The organism is Parachlamydiales bacterium, assembly GCA_041671045.1.
Classification (GTDB): domain Bacteria; phylum Chlamydiota; class Chlamydiia; order Chlamydiales; family JABDDJ01; genus JABDDJ01.
The window spans coordinates 308,130-326,478 of record JBAZCF010000003.1 but is presented as its reverse complement, the minus strand read 5'-3'; the positions used below and the strand labels follow the sequence as shown (position 1 = coordinate 326,478).

At 42.9% G+C, this 18,349-nt stretch carries 19 protein-coding genes; 13 read left to right on the top strand and 6 right to left on the bottom strand.

Annotated elements, in window-relative coordinates; translation table 11 throughout:
* Position 1: 1 nt before the first annotated feature.
* From WC222_06025 to WC222_06010, 4 genes are read right to left on the bottom strand one after another with little or no spacing between them, the layout of a single operon-like run.
* On the bottom strand, positions 2–814 hold the full coding sequence (locus WC222_06025) for a hypothetical protein (GenBank protein ID MFA6915935.1): 813 nt from the start codon (positions 812–814) through the stop codon (positions 2–4).
* Positions 815–826: 12 nt separating this feature from the next.
* Positions 827–1,930: a hypothetical protein gene (locus WC222_06020; protein MFA6915934.1), complete on the bottom strand. Its 1,104-nt coding sequence runs from the start codon at positions 1,928–1,930 to the stop codon at positions 827–829.
* Entirely contained in the window at positions 1,930–2,343 is a 414-nt protein-coding gene (locus tag WC222_06015; GenBank protein ID MFA6915933.1) for a tetratricopeptide repeat protein, read from the bottom strand. The genes WC222_06020 and WC222_06015 overlap by 1 nt, the downstream gene beginning before the upstream one ends.
* A 4-nt stretch (positions 2,344–2,347) precedes the next feature.
* Positions 2,348–2,872, bottom strand: a complete 525-nt coding sequence (locus WC222_06010; GenBank protein MFA6915932.1) for a hypothetical protein — start codon at positions 2,870–2,872, stop codon at positions 2,348–2,350.
* A gap of 193 nt (positions 2,873–3,065) precedes the next feature.
* On the opposite strand from WC222_06010, the gene WC222_06005 reads away from it, so the two are divergent.
* Genes WC222_06005 through WC222_05985 form a run of 5 tightly spaced genes read left to right on the top strand, consistent with a single transcriptional unit; the run spans position 3,066 to position 7,797 of the window.
* Positions 3,066–4,409 (top strand): sodium-dependent transporter, encoded by a 1,344-nt coding sequence (locus WC222_06005; protein MFA6915931.1) that lies wholly within the window; start codon positions 3,066–3,068, stop codon positions 4,407–4,409.
* A gap of 2 nt (positions 4,410–4,411) precedes the next feature.
* Positions 4,412–5,440 carry a Holliday junction branch migration DNA helicase RuvB gene (gene ruvB, locus WC222_06000; protein ID MFA6915930.1) on the top strand — a complete coding sequence of 343 codons (1,029 nt, stop codon included), beginning with the start codon at positions 4,412–4,414 and terminating at the stop codon, positions 5,438–5,440.
* Positions 5,437–6,294, top strand: coding sequence for a SpoIID/LytB domain-containing protein (locus WC222_05995; protein MFA6915929.1), 858 nt, complete (start codon positions 5,437–5,439; stop codon positions 6,292–6,294). The genes ruvB and WC222_05995 overlap by 4 nt, the downstream gene beginning before the upstream one ends.
* 7 nt (positions 6,295–6,301) lie before the next feature.
* Complete coding sequence (queA, locus tag WC222_05990) at positions 6,302–7,354, top strand: tRNA preQ1(34) S-adenosylmethionine ribosyltransferase-isomerase QueA (GenBank protein MFA6915928.1); 1,053 nt, start codon at positions 6,302–6,304, stop codon at positions 7,352–7,354.
* Between the two features lie 20 nt (positions 7,355–7,374).
* Positions 7,375–7,797 carry a hypothetical protein gene (locus WC222_05985; protein MFA6915927.1) on the top strand — a complete coding sequence of 141 codons (423 nt, stop codon included), beginning with the start codon at positions 7,375–7,377 and terminating at the stop codon, positions 7,795–7,797.
* A gap of 47 nt (positions 7,798–7,844) precedes the next feature.
* Here the strand turns inward: WC222_05985 and WC222_05980 are convergent, their stop codons facing one another.
* Entirely contained in the window at positions 7,845–9,887 is a 2,043-nt protein-coding gene (locus tag WC222_05980; GenBank protein MFA6915926.1) for an isoamylase, read from the bottom strand.
* 215 nt (positions 9,888–10,102) lie between these two features.
* Here WC222_05980 and WC222_05975 point away from each other — a divergent pair, with 215 nt between their 5' ends.
* Both WC222_05975 and ssb read left to right on the top strand, forming a co-directional pair.
* Entirely contained in the window at positions 10,103–10,618 is a 516-nt protein-coding gene (locus WC222_05975; GenBank protein ID MFA6915925.1) for a CesT family type III secretion system chaperone, read from the top strand.
* Between the two features lie 71 nt (positions 10,619–10,689).
* Positions 10,690–11,205, top strand: a complete 516-nt coding sequence (gene ssb, locus WC222_05970) for a single-stranded DNA-binding protein (GenBank protein MFA6915924.1) — start codon at positions 10,690–10,692, stop codon at positions 11,203–11,205.
* 76 nt (positions 11,206–11,281) lie between these two features.
* Here the strand turns inward: ssb and WC222_05965 are convergent, their stop codons facing one another.
* Positions 11,282–12,442, bottom strand: a complete 1,161-nt coding sequence (locus WC222_05965; GenBank protein MFA6915923.1) for a hypothetical protein — start codon at positions 12,440–12,442, stop codon at positions 11,282–11,284.
* 199 nt (positions 12,443–12,641) lie between these two features.
* On the opposite strand from WC222_05965, the gene WC222_05960 reads away from it, so the two are divergent.
* From WC222_05960 to WC222_05935, 6 genes are all read left to right on the top strand, one after another.
* Complete coding sequence (locus tag WC222_05960) at positions 12,642–13,103, top strand: hypothetical protein (protein MFA6915922.1); 462 nt, start codon at positions 12,642–12,644, stop codon at positions 13,101–13,103.
* Between the two features lie 26 nt (positions 13,104–13,129).
* A complete protein-coding gene (locus WC222_05955; GenBank protein ID MFA6915921.1) occupies positions 13,130–13,876 on the top strand; it encodes a glycosyltransferase family protein in 747 nt (248 codons plus the stop codon).
* Positions 13,876–15,435, top strand: coding sequence for a GNAT family N-acetyltransferase (locus WC222_05950; protein MFA6915920.1), 1,560 nt, complete (start codon positions 13,876–13,878; stop codon positions 15,433–15,435). The genes WC222_05955 and WC222_05950 overlap by 1 nt, the downstream gene beginning before the upstream one ends.
* Positions 15,428–16,102, top strand: a complete 675-nt coding sequence (locus tag WC222_05945) for an HAD family phosphatase (GenBank protein ID MFA6915919.1) — start codon at positions 15,428–15,430, stop codon at positions 16,100–16,102. Before WC222_05950 ends, WC222_05945 begins: the two co-directional genes overlap by 8 nt.
* On the top strand, positions 16,092–16,805 hold the full coding sequence (locus tag WC222_05940; protein ID MFA6915918.1) for an NUDIX hydrolase: 714 nt from the start codon (positions 16,092–16,094) through the stop codon (positions 16,803–16,805). The genes WC222_05945 and WC222_05940 overlap by 11 nt, the downstream gene beginning before the upstream one ends.
* A 110-nt stretch (positions 16,806–16,915) precedes the next feature.
* Entirely contained in the window at positions 16,916–18,313 is a 1,398-nt protein-coding gene (locus WC222_05935; protein ID MFA6915917.1) for a hypothetical protein, read from the top strand.
* Positions 18,314–18,349 lie beyond the last annotated feature (36 nt).

Genomic DNA, 18,349 nt, shown 5'->3' with positions numbered 1-18,349 from the left:
ATTAGAAGTTGTTGCGGACGAATCCCTGTTTTGTTTGGAATTCGTTCTGGCGCAACTGTGAAAGTTTTTGAATCGTGCCTTGCTGCATATTTAATGCCTGCTTCACGTCGTCGCGATGCTGCGCTTCCTTCTCTTGGTCAATACGTTGAGTTGCATTCACCCAGACTTTCTCGCCTTCATTACGCGAATCGTGGATAGCTTCAATAGACTTCACTCCACTTGAACCTTGGATGATTAAGTTAGCTGTCTGTACTATTTGTTTTGAATTTACTAGGCCCCTCGCAATGGCTTGTATACCATAAACTGACCCTCCCAACATGGCAACGCCAGCAGCACCGCCCAGAAACAGTTTAATATTACTGTTATGCAGGTCCTTGTTCTTCTCACGGTAAACCAACACATTCAGCTCAGCGATATCTTGCAGATCTTTAGCTGAAGCTCCATCCTTACTGGCATTTAACAAAAGTAGGATGTGAACATCTCGCGACATACTCTCAAAATCCGCATGATCATGATTACCATATGAGAAAATCTTTTCCATATACGTTTTAATTAGGTGGTCGATCTGCTCTTTTGCAGTAAATTCATCATTATCAGTAATATTGCTTATGAAAGTCGCATTGTTGCGCATCTCTTGTTTTTGCTCGTTCGTTTTAGTAGGCAGAACGTATTCTTCGCCACGAATCTTAATTTTTATGGGTTTTACTGGATCATTGAATTCCACATCGCTGTTTTTATGATATAATGTGGGCCCATTCGATTGCCCCTGGGGAATATAAGCGTGTGTTGATGCTTTAGTAGTATTATCCGGCATAATTTTTCTCCTTTACTGCTGCAGAAATTGCCTGCAAGCATCCCGCTTGATAGCAGCAAGTTCAATAAGTTTCTCGTTATTGCTATGGATTGCCTTTGAAAACAATTCCATATCATTAAGGTTGGTATCAACCTTGGTATTCAAAAGGTGTTTTGATGTGGCGATATATTGAATTTCGCCTTTTTGCTTATTGACATTGGTGTCGACGGAGCTTTTATAGATTGTGCCCACACCATCAGCAGCGCCTCCAAATAAACTAATGGAGGAAAGCACCGCAGAACCGCCGCCTGTAAGGAATATAGCTGCACCGGAAAGTAGGACAACAGCCGTTGTACCCATATTGATCCAACCCAAGGTATTGGATACGTCCACATTTCTGTCTAGGCGTTGACGCACATCCATAAGTTGTTCTCTAAGTTGCTTAAGCTGATCAGAGGTAATGTTTTGGAGTTCGATAATTCTATGCGTCAAATCTTTTGAAGAGAGAGTTTCCTTATCGATAAGAGCTTTCAAGCCTCTTTCAAGAGCAACATCGGCCGGACCTCTCATGATGATTTCTTCGGCTTCCCTTGCTGCATTGTCGATTTGCTGCAGGGCGAGCGCCATCGCTTCGATGAGCTTGTCCAGTTGAATTTGTTTAATCTCCGCAGGAGACGCTGCTAAAAGGGGCCTGCCGGGCAAAGGCTGCACAGCGGGAGTTTCTTCAGCAATCTCCTCTGTAGTTGCCGGAGGAGTGGACTTACTAAAAAGGCTATTCCAAAAATTGCTCACTGTATTGAGGAGTTTGCGTCCCCATGACTCTTCCTCGGCTTTATCGGTAGATGATGAAACAGCGAATTTGCCTTCGGAAACAGCAACTTTTTCATCTGCATAAGAGGATGAACTTTCACGGTAGCGCGCTTCAAACAAGCTAAGCTGTTTAGATGTTTTCTTCAGATCTTGCAGGTGCTGAACAAGCTCGCTGGTCGCATTTGTTTGATCTTCCTCAATATCTAAAGGAGTAGGCTGTTTGTTCGGGGTGCGTTTGAACGTGATATGAGGCAAGGGGTTATTCGCATCGCCAATGCTGTCATGATAAAGTGGATTGACGAATGTATTTACATTAATATCAGGCATTATATTCCTCCTTGAGCCCATAAAAGTTTTAAGAGACTCAGTTGGTCGCTAAATTCTTTATTTTTTGAGTATGCAAGGGCTGAATTCAAAGCTTGCATAGCCTTCTCTAAATTTTTTAAGGCAAAATAACATTCTGCCGCATGAAAATGCACATAGGGATCGTTTGGATCTAATAGAGCAGCATAACCATAAGCTGCAATCGCATCCTCATATTGCTTGGTCATCTGCAGTGAGGCGGCATATCCCATCCATCCTGCGCGATGCTCTTTATTTTGCCAAGTCAACAACTTAAAAAGGTAAAGTGATTGGTCGTAATGTCCATTATTATAGTTGTCAAAGGCAACCGCATAAAGGGCACTTTCAGCTTCGGGTGAAAAAGGGGAGACTATAGGCTGTGTCCTAACTTCTTCCATGCTTTTACCTGTTTACCAATTTCGATGCTATACTACGCATAATATCAAATAGGGTCTTACTGTGCGAACGCATCCACTGATAAGATTCATGCAATTCGTAGTTTAAGTTAGTGATTTTCTGCATGATCATTTCAATAAGTGTCGTTTCATCTTTAATCGTATCACGGATGGAGCTGACAAAACTTTCGCGTTGGCTATTTGTAAACTTACCCTTAGCGCCTTCAGGAATTTTCACGCCCATTTTCTTGGCTTTATCCATCATTTCGTTTAATTCGGTATTATTCTCGAAGTCGATCTCGCCGTCTTTATTCGTGGCCATGTTCATAGCCGCAATAAGTTTATGTAGGAAGGTGACTTCAGCCTGGCGTTTACTGACAGCAGCATATTCTGCTACAGACTTATCTTTAATATTTTTAAGGTTCTGGTTGTGTACGCCGATCAGTATTCCTTCTAATGAAGGCTGATGCTCATGTTTAGTAGTTGTAGAGCGCGTAACTCTGGTAACTTCATCTTGGACTAAATCTGACATACCATCCTCTATTTATAACTCTTGAAATTCTATTTAACACTTTTATTGTTAATACTGTGTTAAGAAATTTAATTAATTATATTAATTCATTAAAAAGTTTAAAAGCAAGACTCTCTTGTAACTTTTTTCTTAGCAATTATTCCTTATTGTACGGTATCCTGTACGAGACTTTGTATTTTTTTTTGAGGATGTAATGGCAAGGGCGAGTTGGGGTTCAAGATTAGGATTTATTATTGCTGCGGCAGGATCAGCCATTGGACTGGCAAATATCTGGCGATTTCCCTACATCGTAGGTCACTATGGTGGAGCTGCATTTATTCTGATTTACCTTTTATTTTTAATTATGATTGGCATTCCGGTATTCATTGCTGAAGTATTGATCGGACGTACGGCTCAAGCTAGCCCAAGCGGAGCCTTTGAGAAATTAGGGCGAAGCAAGTTGTGGGGCGGCGCGGGAAAAATGACCATTGCAACCGGCTTTATTGTGAGTTGTTTCTATAGCGTCGTCGCGGGCTGGATGCTAGGCTATCTTTTTCTTTCAATTGGCGGCTCAGTAGCTTCCCTTCAATCAACCGCCTTGGCAGCTGAATATTTTACCGGATTAGTCAGCCACCCTTGGTGGTCTCTAGCTAACCACGCCTTATTCATGTTGATGAGCACTGCCATCTTATACTTCGGCGTCCGTCACGGGATTGAAAAAAGTAATAAAATCCTATTGCCCATGCTTTTTATCGTGATGACGATCCTCCTCATTCGTGGTTTGACTTTACCGGGTGCAGAGGAAGCATTGGAATTTCTATTAAGACCAAATTGGAGCGCCATCACTCCCGCAGCTGCGATTACTGCCTTAGGCCACGCATTTTTTACTCTGAGCCTAGGGCAAGGAACAATGGTCACATACGGCAGCTATATTAAAGGGAAGGATAATCTTGTCACTACCTGTATTCCTGCTGTCATCATGGATACAGTCGTTTCATTAATGGCTGCAGCTGTGGTGTTTACCATTGTTTTCGGTGCAGGGCATGAGCCTAACGCAGGGCCAGGACTTGTCTTTCATACTCTACCCACTGTGTTCACACATTTAGGCGGAGGACAATTTTTAGCCATCCTATTCTTTTTGTTAGTCGTCTTAGCGGCAATCACTTCCCAAATCTCGGCGATGGAACCGACAATAGCTTATTTAATAGAAAACTGGAATTTTAAACGCCATCCGGCAACCCTTCTTTGCGGAAGTGCAGCTTTTATCGTAGGGATTCCCTGTGCATTAGCAGCAGGATTACTACAGGATGTGCAGATTTTTGGCATGGATATTTTGGATGCCGTCAGCTCTTTTGCTAGCGATATCCTTATTCCCCTAGGCGGTTTTTTCGCCGTTGTTCTCGTCGGATGGAGATGGGGAACCGCTTCATCCCTCAAAGAACTTTTACCGGAAGGAACTCCTGTTTGGATAAGAGGATATTTTTGGTTTTGCTTTAAAATTGCTGCTCCGTTTTTAATGGTTATAGTATTTTTAGATGCACTTGGATTATTCAGATAGCAATGACCAAAAGTTTTATCGAATCATCGCTGTGTCAGGCTGACCTTACGTTTGAAGTGCCCATCCGCCCGGAGAATTTGAAAGATTTTACCGGGCAAGCCTCCGTATGCGACAGGCTTGACATACTCATCTCCGCTGCAAAGCACCGGGGCGAAGCGCTCGGTCATTGCCTATTATGCGGTCCTCCCGGATTAGGTAAAACCACCCTAGCACATATCATAGCTAAAGCAATGGGCACCCAGCTTGTGGTAACGTCCGGGCCCGCCATGGAAAAAGCCGGTGACCTCGCAGGTATTTTGACCAAACTGCAACCTGGCGATGTCCTGTTTATTGATGAAATCCACAGGCTAAATAGAGCAATCGAAGAATATCTCTATCCTGCAATGGAAGACTATAATCTTGATATTTTCATTGACAGCGGTCCAAACGCCTCCAGTGTACGCCTAAAATTGCATCCTTTCACCCTGATAGGTGCTACCACACGCGTAGGGTCTTTGACAGCCCCGCTGCGCAGCCGCTTTTCTCTCCAGTGCCGCTTAGAATACTATCCGCCAGAAGAGCTGCAATCCATCATCCAGCGTACAGCAGCATTACTTAAAATCGATCTCACCGATCAAGCAGCGTGGGAAATTGCCCGCCGTTCACGAGGAACGCCCCGAATCGCCAATAACCTCGTCCGCTGGGCTCGCGACTATGCTACAGTCCATAAAGCCGATCAAGTCTGTGAAAAAGTTGCCTTGAAGGCCTTAAATATGCTCTCTATAGATGAGCTAGGACTTGATGAAATGGATCTTCGTATCCTTACTGTTATGATAGACCACTATAATGGCCGCCACGTCGGCATTAATGCCATCGCCGCATCTGTCGGAGAAGACGCCAGCACCATCGAAGAGGTCTACGAACCCTATTTGATTTTACAAGGACTTATCTGCCGCACACCCCGAGGCCGAGAAGTCACACCGGCCGCCTACAGACATCTAAAACGCGAACCAGCGGCTCAAAGAATTAACACCACGGAGAATATACAATGAACATACGTCATTTCATCTTAGCTATAGGACTGGCGACAGCTAGCTTATTACAGCCTTTGCAAGCCGGATTTTTTGACAACGTAAAAAACATTTTCTGGAAGCAAGAAGCGCCTCCGCATGTGATTAAAGTACTCATCATGCATGACCAGCCCGGCGCCCTCATCGAAGTTCGCGGTAAATACCAGGTCTATGACCCTGCTAATACGAATCACCTCACAAGTCGTCTTATGGGCAGAAGACAATATCTGCAACCTACCCACAGCGGTATAAAATGGGGCGAAGAATTTCCTGGCATCCACCAGTTGCAAATAGTACCCGATGACTCCAATACAGCTACTATCATCGACGGTAAAGTCTACAAGGGCAACCTCTATGTATATGATATCGGCGGTTCCATAAGCATCGTCAATGAATTGCCCATCGAAGATTATCTAATGGCGACAATGACACCAGCCATCGATCCGGAGCTTCCTCCAGAATCCTTGGCAGCCCTTTCTATTGCTGCCCGTACCCAAGCATTGTACTATTCGCAACATCCTAAAAACCGTTTTTGGTCTGTGGATGCAACAAAAGTCGGTTATGAAGGCATCGGAAACATACAGAACGGTCCGGTTGCACAAGCCATCCTCTCAACAAAAAACATGGTTATGAGCAAAACCGGTTTTTATGAAGGCGTCACTCCCTTTGGCGCTCAGTGGGGTTCACAAAACGGTGGAAAAAGCCAAACAGATGACATTGTCTTTGCACGCATCACATTGTATGACGTAGAAGCATTGGCAAAACGTGGAGAAAACGCAGCGCAAATTCTTGGTAAGGCTTACCCCAATACCATGATCATGTTAGCTACACCCTGAGTTTATCATGCAAGGAAGCATATCCAACGAAGCACTGCTGAATACAGCAGCCTATGACTTTGAGCTCCCTGAAGAGCTTGTTGCCCAGCATCCCTTGCCCTGCCGCGAGCAGGCAAGGCTGCTGGTTGTTGATCGGCAAACTCAAACCTTTACCGATACAACGATATCCCAGCTACCGCAGTATATCCAATCGGAAGACCAGCTTGTCTTTAACGACACAAAAGTCATACCTGCACGCTTGCGTGCACGCCGCCCTTCAGGTGCGGAAATAGAAATACTGATACATACTCCCTGTGGAGATGGCTCCTGGTGGGCTTTGGCCAAACCGGCCCGAAAACTCCCTCTGGGACAAGTTGCTGAGATTGCTCCCGGATTTTCTTTTGAGGTCTTAGAAGTAGGCGACGCAGGCCAAAGAAGAATTAGCTTCCAAACCGACATCCCTTTAGATGACCAGTTGGAACTTTATGGAGAGATCCCTTTACCCTTATATATCAAACGTAAAGAGGAAAATGCCGATAAGGAACGCTACCAGACTGTATTCGCACGCCATCCCGGTGCAGTAGCAGCTCCTACGGCAGGACTTCATTTTACAACCCCGCTGTTGGATGAAATCAAAAGTAAAGGTACAGACTGTATTCATGTGACTTTGCATGTGGGAATCGGCACATTTCAGCCCGTAGCAGTCGAAGATATCCGCCAGCACGTCATGCATTTTGAAACCTGTTCTATCGACGACGAATCCACTCTACGTCTAAACGCAAGAAAGACTGCAGGCAAACGTATTTGTGTAGGAACAACCAGTATGCGTACCTTGGAATCCATGACTATGGATTGCGGGACTGTTAAAGCCGGAAAAGAACACACCAATTTATTTATCTATCCCGGATATCAATTCAAAGCCGCCGACGCCTTGCTAACAAATTTCCACTGGCCCAAATCTACTCTTTTGATGTTAGTATCCGCCTTTGGCGGCTATGATCTTATCAAAAAAGCCTATCAACATGCAGTCGAAAATAAATATCGCTTCTATTCATACGGTGACGCTATGCTCATCATTTAATTATTTGAGCTGGAGAAGTCATGACCCATACAACGCAAGAAATTCATACCCTGCACCGTAATAGCGCAGTCTATCAAGAGTTTTCAGCTAATGAAAAAAATAATATTCCATCCCGATTGGGGGTGTGGAATGGGCGTGATCTCTATCTCTTTCGTAAAGAGGGGACCGGCATACTAGATTCTATTTGGGTGAGAATACAAAATTTTGTAGCTTCAGTACTAGAATTCTTTAACTGGATGACTTTTGATGATGAAAATATCAAAGGTTTACGTAGTGATATGAGAAGTTATTTCATTGCCATATACTGCCAAGATATTGACACTAAGCATGCGGAATTAACTGCAGCGGATGAACAGTTAAAACAGTTAACAGAAGCATTTAAAGAAGCCAACTTAAAACTTCAAGCTTTGAGACCAAACCCTCTTGAAGAAGCTCACACCTAAAACTGCACAAATCGTGTCTCCGCTACTAGGACACGGTTTGTGCAGGTTTAGGCATGAGCTTTTGTTTTTGCTTTTTTGGATTTTAAAATGATAATGGTCATTGCATCAATTACATACTGTAGTTTTTCGTAAGGGACGGAGGTATCTTCTTCGATAATATCCTGCGGGGAATCTAGGGATGTGTCAACCAATAGATGCCATTGAAAGTCCTCAGGAGGCTCAGGTAGCGTGATAAGGGCTTTCTCCGTGCGCATATTGATCGCGACGTAAATATGCTCTTGCGTTAGGTGGTTGTACAGTGTAAATGCTATCAAGGGGTCAGGGGAATCCCATGCCTGATACATCGGTTTTATGCCATGCCAGGAAATATCTTTATCTGTAAGGAAAGCTTCTTTTTGCAACCGGGAATGCCTTTTCCTAAATGAAATCATTTGTTTTACAAAACGATAAAATCCTTTTTCTTTTTCTAAGACATCCCATTCAAACCAATTGAGCTCATTATCTTGCGGATAGGTGTTGTTATTGCCCTTTTTTGTATGGCCATATTCATCTCCCATGTAGAGCATGGGAATACCTTGCGATAATAAAAGGATGGTTATGAAATTTTTACGTTGTTTAAGGCGGATCTCCGCAATCTCCGGATTTTCAGTAGGGCCCTCCACCCCATAATTATTGCTCAAGTTATCATTTGTCCCATCTCTATTGTCTTCTCCGTTGGCAAGATTATGTTTTTGCCCGTAACTTACTAAATCTTTCAGGGTAAAGCCGTCATGACAGGTGACAAAGTTTAAACTGCAATAGGGCTTACGGTGGTTATATAGATCCTGCGATCCGCTGATACGTGTGGCAAATTCGCCTTTATTTGTATGGAACCCGTTAAGGAATCCCCTCACGCAATCTCTATAACGTCCATTCCATTCGCTCCATCTAGGTTCTTTAGGATAAAACTCTCCCACTTGATACATCCCTACAGCATCCCAGGGCTCAGCAATAAGCTTTGTCTGCCCCAGCAGGGGGTCTTCGGAAATTCCATCGATCACCGGGGGATTGCTCATGATCGCGCCATATCTTCCACGGTATAACACCGATGCCAAGTCAAAACGAAAACCATCTACATGCATCTCTCTGACCCAATAACGTAAACTCTCGATAATCATCTCTTTAGTGACAGGGTGATTACTGGATACGGAATTGCCGCATCCTGTGTAATCCAAAGGTTCGTTGTTGGCGTCAAGCATATAATAGGCGGAATAATCGATACCTTTAAAGGTGAGGGGAGGATCTCCATAAGCACCTTCGCCTGTGTGGTTGTAAACCACATCCAAAATAACTTCTATTCCTGCCTTGTGCAAGGCTTTGACCATATCCTTAAATTCATTTAACGCACCGCCAGGACTTTGGTCGAAGGCAAATTTTTGCATGGGAGAAAAATAGTTTAAGGAAGAATAGCCCCAGACATTTAAAAGCGGTTTTTTTGTCACCGGATCGCAGAAAGGATTAAGACATTCATCAAACACATGAATAGGTAAAAACTCCACAGCATTTATCCCTAGATCTTTTAAATAGGGGATTTTATCAATTAACCCGCGGTATGTCCCTTTTTCCTGTACACCGCTCGAAGTGTCTTGAGTAAAACCTCTTAAATACATCTCATAAATAATGAGCTTTTCGGAAGGTATATTTAAAGGTTTATCTCCTTCCCAGTCATAGGGCTTGGCTTCCGTGACGACTCCCAATAGGGGTTCTTCTGCGGACTGGCCCCAGGCATTTCTGTTGTAGACTGCTTTGGCATACGGATCTAATAAAACTTTACTGTAATCAAAACGATATCTTTTTCCGGGTCCTACCGGTCCATTGATTCGCCACCCATAAACGACAGGCAAAGGGATCCCTCCTACCTCGACATGCCAAATATTCCCTGTTTTATTGACTTTAGGATCTAAGGTAATAGTTGCTATTTGTTGGAAGGAATTGACCTCAAAAAGGCACAAAGTAACGTTGGTTGCGGGCTTACTGGTGAGCGCAAAATTTATCCCTGATTTAGTCAGTTGAGTACCAAATGGATAAGGAACTCCCGTTGAAATGTCCATCGCGCTTCCTAAGAACTTGATTCAAGTCTTTTCTACGCATTATCTCGGCTTTTTGCAACATCAAAAAATTGGCATACAAATTGCATTAAGGAAGTAAAATGATATGAGAGCGTTAAAACCTGTTTACTTTTTCTACTGTTTACTGCATCTTTACTCTCATTGTTTAATGTGGTACAACAAAACCAAATAAGTTAATTATTTCAGGAGGTTCTCCTATGTCATTTGAAAACGCTAAAGATAACTTAAAAGAGTTCGGAAAAGAACTTGGACTCGAAGGTCTTGAGTTCGACGAAAACAACACGTGTATTTTAGGAATCGACGATGAATTTTCGTTACACCTAACTTATGAACCTAACTCGAAACGCCTATATCTATATTCTCCTCTCCTAGACGGTCTTCCAAGAGACGATAAAACGCGCCTACGCCTCTATGAATCTCTTCTTGAAGGTTCAATGCTTGGCGGTCAAATGGCCGGCGGTGGTGTAGGTGTAGCGGTGAAAGAAGAACTTATCTTGATGCATTGCACCATTGATATGGAGCATGCTCTCTCATCAGCTCTTCGCGCTTTCGCTCCTCTATATGTTGAAACTGTGGAAAAATGGCGCAAAAAATGCGCTGAAATTTCCGAAGGACGCGATGAAGGCTCCCGTAAAGATACACCTTCAGCATCCCCTCAACAACAATTAGGCGGTCGCCCAGGTTATGGCCAGGCCGGCATTATTCGCGGATAATCCATTATATTCTGTAGGAACTGCCGCAGGCAGTTCCTACTTTTCTCAAAACTTAAATATACCGAAACATCATGAATATCATTCAAATTGCTGGTCATTTAGGCGCTGATCCCGAAACACGTTTCACTCCTTCCGGACAAAAAGTTACATCATTCCGCGTTGCAGTTAACGGTCGTCGTGCTGGCAAAGAGGAAACCTCTTGGTACCGTATTACAGTGTGGGGCGATCGATTTGATAAGATGATGCCTTATCTAAAGAAAGGCAGCGCAGTTATCATCGTGGGAACACTCCATAAGCCTGAAATCTACACAGACAAAGAAGGCCGTCCGCAAGTATCTCTTGATATTACTGCAGAGATGATCCAGTTCAGTCCGTTTGGAAAATCAGAACGTGAAGGCGGCGCTCAACAGGAAGGTGGACAGTATAACCGTACAGGATATACACAACAACAATCCACTCTTCAGCAGAACTATCCGCAACAAAATTATCAGCAACAACAGCAGGCTCCTGCTCATGATGACTATCGCTTTGACCAGGTCGGCGGGTTATCAAATTCAAATCATAACGAAGAAGATATACCCTTCTAAGTTTGAGCTTGCTAGAGAATGTTAGCTGAGTTTCATTATTGCGAGTGCGGCGGTTCAAACCGCCGCACTGCATTCCTTATCTATGTATATCTCTAAAGCTTTGAGACATATCGACAGGGACAACTTCTATACTAGTCACCCCTAGTTCCTTCATATTATCAAGTACTATTGTCGCAGCCTTAGCTTTGTTTGCATCATCACCGCTAATAATTGCTTGCAGTGATTCTGCATTGATTACATGACCACTGTCTTTACTCAGCGCAAGGAAACGGTCACCGACGCCATAAACTTTACCCGCATTTTCTGAGATGGTCTCTTTAAAAATAGGGGGTAATGGACGTACTTCTCCGTCTCCCATTCTTTCAGCAATTCTTTCTCTCCAAGACTTACTGCGATCTGCTTGTGCATCATCCGCAGGTCCTGCGGGTGTCGCTGCACTATCATCATGGTCTTTTACATCTGCTCCGGTGTCTGGAGCTACATCATCATCACCGTCTTCTGACGGTTTTTGAGGAGTGCCATAATGAGCCCCTTGATAGCCTACAAAGCCATCAGCGCCCTCAGTAGCCAAGCTTAGCCTATTGGTATCTCCGTACCATAAAACAAATTTTTCTCCTTTCAAATCGGGCTTAGCAACTTTTAATGCATGGAATGCTAAACGTGTTTCTTTGTGAGAAGGTAAAATAAAGATGAGAACACGATCATTCTGTCTTATGGAACGAATGATTTCCCTGGCATTTGGAGCCGTTTTAAAAGATTCGGATACAAGTATCCAGGGGTGTTTAGCTCCAGCTCCTCTGGCGGCAGCTATGACCTCTTTAAGCTTAGCTTCAAATGCTTCTTTTTGCTGATCATTGATAGGTTGGCCGTTATCACCAAAGATATCTCTGACTTCAAAAGGATATGTTTGTTCAAAGAGGATTTTATTTTTCTCAGGTTGTCTAAAATTAAAAGTACTTACGGAGACATGAATACTTTCTGGTCCCACAAAAATCAAAGCTTTTGGACCTTGCGAGGGAACTCCGGGTGCTGGATGCACAGGGGGGCGGGGGCGCACCGGCTGGGCTGTTCCATTTCCTCCTTGATTACGCGGCGGCCATTGGAACTGAGGCTTAGTAGGACTCTCCGTATTTTGATCTACATTAACAGAAGGTGCTGGGGGCGTTGCGGTTTGGGCGTAATTGCTTTGGCCCACTGTAAACAGGGCAGCGACAAAGACGGTTATTAATTTCATCATAGACCACCTCACAGTTATTACTAACAATTCATAAACAGTTTAGTAGACTATTCATATTATCAAATAAAATTGATTTTTTTAGTAAATGATGTAAACTATTTAAATTATTTATTAACTTTAGGCGTTGTTGGCATAGAACTTGTTAAATTAGGAGTTGATTAGTTGCCAAAAATAAATGGAGGTAGTTATGCCAACCGTATTGAAAAAAGGAAAAGCTACTAAGAAGGTGATAAAAGCAGCGCCAAAAAAAGCTGTAGTAAAAGCGGCACCTAAAAAGCCCGTGGTGAAAACCACAAAAGCTGTACCAAAAAAATCAGTTGTTAAGAAAGCCGTAGTAAAAAAAGCTGTAGTAGCTCCAAGAAAAGCTGTCGTAAAGAAAGCCGTTACCAAAGCTGCTCCCAAAAAAGCAGTCCTGACAGCAAAAAAAGCAGTTCCAAAAAAAGCAGCAATAAAATCAAAAGTTAAAAAGCCCACAGCCTCAAAAACGGCAAAAAAGGCGTCGACCGGAGCAAAAAAATCCACTGATGGTGATGGCCCGGCCAAAAAGAAAATTGAAATCAAACCAAAAGCCAAACGATTAACCGCTGAAGGCTGGAAACGGCGTTTCCAAAAAGAGTCTGCAAAAAAAGAGCCTCCACCTGCAAAAAAGGATGAAATTTAGGAGACTAATCTACTAAGGTAGTTGTTATGACTACCTTAATCTTAATACAGGCTAGAATGGGAGCCTCGCGGCTCCCAGGAAAGCCTCTCTTCAAAGTTCTAGGGCGCCCCCTTCTAAGCTATCTTTTAGAAAGATTAAAGCGTGTTTCTAACGCTGACAAAATTATTGTGGCAACTTCAACACATCCCCGCGACATACTCATTGCAGAGGCGGCATTAAGCAATGGGGTTGAAGTTTTTAAAGGAAGTGAAGGGGATGTGCTAGATCGTTATTACCAGGCTGCAAAAGGGGCGCATGCAGATGTTATTGTCCGTATTACTGCAGATTGCCCCCTCATAGATCCTATCTTAGTCACGCAGTTGATAGACCTTTTTAAAAGCCTAAACGACGAAAATCTCTTTGCTTCAAATACGCTTACGCGTACTTTCCCCCGAGGCATGGATACAGAAGTGTTCTCCTTTAAAGCTTTAGAAGAAGCCTGGCAAAATGCAACCTTGCCTTATGAAAGAGAACATGTGACCCCCTACCTATATACTCATCCGGAAAAATTTAGTACGGTACAACTTACGCAAAACCCTGATCAGTCTTATTACCGATGGACAGTAGATACGCTCGATGATTTTAGGTTGATTTCCAAACTCTTAGCCGCTATTTATCCTAGTAATCCGAACTTCTCTTTGAAAGAGTTAAATGCTGTCTACGCAGCGCACCCAGAATGGCATTCCATCAACGCCCATATTCAACAGAAAAATTTGACGACAGAAAAAACATAATGACAATTCAATCAGAACAATTACATTGGGAATTAGCCCGCCCCAACGAAAAAGATGCAGCCTTTGTCCTTAACTGGAGAAATGATCCCATTACGCGGGAAATGTCATTTCATTCGGAATTACGTACTTGGGAAGAATTCTATCCAACCTATCTCAGTCGATATTTTGCTATGCAGGACCTTCCCCCGCTTTTTGTTATGTACAAAGGGGAAAGAGTCGCTTTCATTTTTTTCGAATACTGCAACCATCCCATAAATGCTAAGCGGCGCTGCTGTTTACTCTCTATTAATATTCCACCTGAAAGCAGATCAAAAGGTCTCGGCTCGCTTATCCTTAAAGAAGTCCAATCTGTTGTGAGGGAAAGGGGATATGATACGCTCTTAGCAGAAGTTAAATTGGAAAATGTAGCCTCTATTAAAGCCTTTCAAAATGCAGGTTTCATCCTCCTATCCGAAGAAGAAAAATTTTCCAGCACAGTCTCATTGTTCGGTGTAGAGCTTACCCCAAATATCGTCTTCCCTGAATCCGTATATATCATCGCTGAGGCAGGCTCCAACTGGCGCTTAGGCAATCCCAAACGGGATATGGCTATGGCAAAAGCCCTCATAGACGCAGCAGTGGAAGCCCAAGTGGACGCGGTGAAATTCCAAGTCTATCGTCCCGAAACTATCTATGTTCCGAATGCAGGATCAAGCGACTACCTTCAAGAGGCCGGCATTCAAGAAGACATCACCGATATCTTTAAAGACTTGGCAATGCCTTATGAAATGATCGCTGAGCTTGCGGATTATTGCAATAAATGCCGCGTAGACTTTCTAGCAACATCATTTTCAGTAGCAGATTTTGAGCAGATAGACCCCTACGTTAAACTGCATAAAATCGCATCCTATGAAATAGGGCATCCACGCTTGATCGAAAAGGCCGCTGCAAGCGGCAAACCCTTGCTACTCTCTACAGGTGCAGCCACGGAAGGGGAGATCGCGTGGGCAGTCGACTACTTCTATTCCCTAGGCGGCTCACAACTAATTCTACTCCAATGTACTGCCGCATATCCAACACCTAATGAGTCCCTGCACCTGGCAGCAATACCTTGGCTGAAGGAACGATTTCGTGTTCAGGCAGGTCTTTCCGACCATAGCCGCGACCCATTGCTAGCGCCTGTTGCTGCAACAGCTTTAGGGGGCGTTGTCATCGAGAAACATTTTACCCTCCACAATGCTATACCAGGACCAGACCATTTTTTTGCCGTCACACCTGACGAGCTTAAAAATATGGTAGCGGCCGTAAGGTCTACCTATAAAATGCTAGGCAAGCGTGTAAAAGCTATCGATCCTCTTGAGAACGAGCTGCAGCATTATGCCAAAAGAGGGGTGCAAGCCATCCGTCCTATCGCTAAAGGAGAGCCTCTGCAGGAAGGACTCAATGTGGATTTCCTTAGGCCCGGAAAACAAAAGCAAGGTATGCCCCCTCGCTTTTTAAAAGACTATGAAGGCAAAAGATTAAATAAAGCTATTTCCTTAGGGAGTGGTATACAACCGGAAGATCTGACTAATGAGTAATTTCCAAACAGCACGCCTCCAATTTGTACCTAAAGCAGTATTCTGTGATCTTGACGGTACTTTAGCTGACAGTATGACTTTTTTATATAACGTCTACGCCGATTTTATGCGGAAAAATAACTTGGAACCTACTCCCGAAGAGTTCACCGGTCTTGTCGGACCTCCTATCAGCGAAGTTGTGGAGATCCTGCAAACCCGCTACAACCTGACATTGAATACCAAAGAGCTTTACGCCCAATACGTCGCCCTCTTTAAAGAGTATTCCCACAAGATCCCCTTAATGCCCGGAGCACTAGATTTTCTAAATCATGGAAAATCCAAAGGAACGGTATTCTATATCGTTACAGCTGCTAGCAAAGCCTACGTTGCTAAATTTTTGCACGTGCACCAACTGGAAAGTTTTTTTGCCGATACCATCACGATGGAAGATACCCAGTTTTCCAAACCTCATCCGGCGCCATACCAACGCGCCTTGCAGATGTCCACGTTTGAGCCGCAGGAGACAATCGCAATAGAAGATAGCTCCAGCGGAGTAGCTTCTGCAACAGGCGCAGGCATTAAAACCTTCTGGCTAGTACCCAGCGATGGCAACACTGTGGAATGGAGAGGCGATATTTGCCAAGTCAAAGACTGGAAATCTGTGCTTGAGCTAGTTTATGGAAAATGATAACTACCTAATACATAAGATCACTTCCGAAACAAAAATATTAGTTGAGAATAACCCTACAGAAAGATATTCCCAAGAAATCCAAAACGAGATAGATCACTTCTGGCAATCTAAAATTGACTCCGGAGTTTTCCTTTTTGACGGCAAACTATTCAATGTTACCCATATTTCTGAAGATATCATTCGCGGACATTTTATCCATTACCGTACTTTTTTAGCCTGGCGCTACTCCCCATTAAGGGAAGCCTTTACCCTTAAACCCCTGTCTCTTTCATGCATGACTTTTGCCGGAAATCATATCCTTGTAGGTAAACGCGCTGTTCACATGGCGCAATACCCGAATCTTTTAGAGTTTGCACCCTCAGGCGGAGTCGATTCGGAATGCGAATACGACGGGGAAATAAACTATAAAGAATTGACACAGAGGGAACTCTTAGAGGAGACAGGTCTAACGTCTGATAATATTTCCACTATCCAGCTTATCACAGCAATTGAAGATATCAAAGAGGGGACTCTCGAACTCTGTGTAAAAATAACCCTTCAAGAAAATACCGACATCATTCACCCACCCCAAGACGAATATAGTGAATTACATTGGCTCAACGCTGAGCAAATCGAACAGAGCTTCAGTCACACCCCACAATTATGGCTGCCTTTTAGTTTCGCTTTTTGGAAAAATATAACTTTGAATAAAAAAAAGTAGCGCTCTTTTATTACGATATAATTTATTTCGGTTGATTTATAAAATAAATTGTGTATAATTTTTCTTTTTATACTTCAAGTAAGATGATGACTTCTATTTTAAATCTTCCGATGGAAATTTTTACAAATGATATTTGTCCCCATTTGAGTTACCAAGAACTTCAATCACTAAGATTAGCAAATAAGCAACTTCACTTTAATACCACCCTTGCTTTTGATAAATTTAAACTCTTGGCTAATGAAAATTTAGATAAGTTTACCGAAATTTTCGGCGCAATTTCTCCCTGTGAGCAAGACACCCCCATAAAAACACTTTTTGAACGGACCTATTCTACCGCAACCCTACCAGATACCTTGCCCGGGCTTTTCGGTCCCCGATACGGTAATTACATGTTGGCATTCGACCAAGAGGAGTTTCCTTCTATCATTCATGAAGATGACCTCTTTAATAAGGATAGAACGTTCCTCCAAAGCATTAATATTTTTCAGCTGTTGAAAGAACGTTATGATTTCTTTCGAGGACTCGATCATGAAAGGAATTTAGAGATCATCTCGAAAAAATTTACTCGCCACGCATCCATTCTTCAAGAACTTAAATCAAAAGAATTCTCCTTTCCAAGTACAATACAAGACCTTCGTCATCACGCACGGCGTATTTTATCAATTGAGATTGAACAGTCAGTACTTATAAAGGCTTACGAAAAGAGCATTAAATGCTTTCATAGTTACCTCAGAAAACAAAGTTTTGTTGAGAAATGTCTGTACAAAACAATTTCCTTTATACATTCCTTTTTTAATCCTTGCTTTGATGTAGATGCACCTTATGCCTTCCCACCACTACCTATGTCACTAAGCGAATATGTGAATACCACCTCTGTCACAATAAGCGAACAAGAGAGGGAGATAGAAGGACAACTTACAAAAATTAAAGTCGAAGCAAAACTTACTATGAATGGTCGGAACTATAGTGATTCCATTCGATTTAACGTCCTATGCGGAAAACAAAACGAAGAACCCCATTCAATGGGATCTTTTTTGCTTGAAAGACTTTGGACTAGATTATTGGGGGCGTCGCGTAGAAATAGAGTTACGTTATGGGGAGAGGGCGAAGAGACTTTTTACAATTATCAGGATAGGGATGATAAAGACGCATGGCATAAAAAAAACAAAATGCGCCATCTAGAACTTAAACACTGCTCCTTTGAGGGTAAGCAAGATAGGAAAATCTTGTATCAAGTATTGTTTGAAGTATTTAAACGTGAGCCTGTGGATGTAATAACCGTTGCGAGTGGTTATCGTAGTTCAGAAATACTAGCCGAAAAGAAAGAGGGTAAAATACAAAGTGTCTTTACTCTTAAGGAAGTTACACCTATTTGGATGACAGCTGAAAAAGCCCGAGCTTCTGCTGTTAAATGGGAAAAAAGAATTAAGGAGCAACCTCTATTAGGCAGCGGAATGGAACCAATACTACCCGAGTATCTATTCCGGAATATGAATCGAATAATATAATTAACCTTTGCGTCCCTTTCAATTGAAAATATGTAA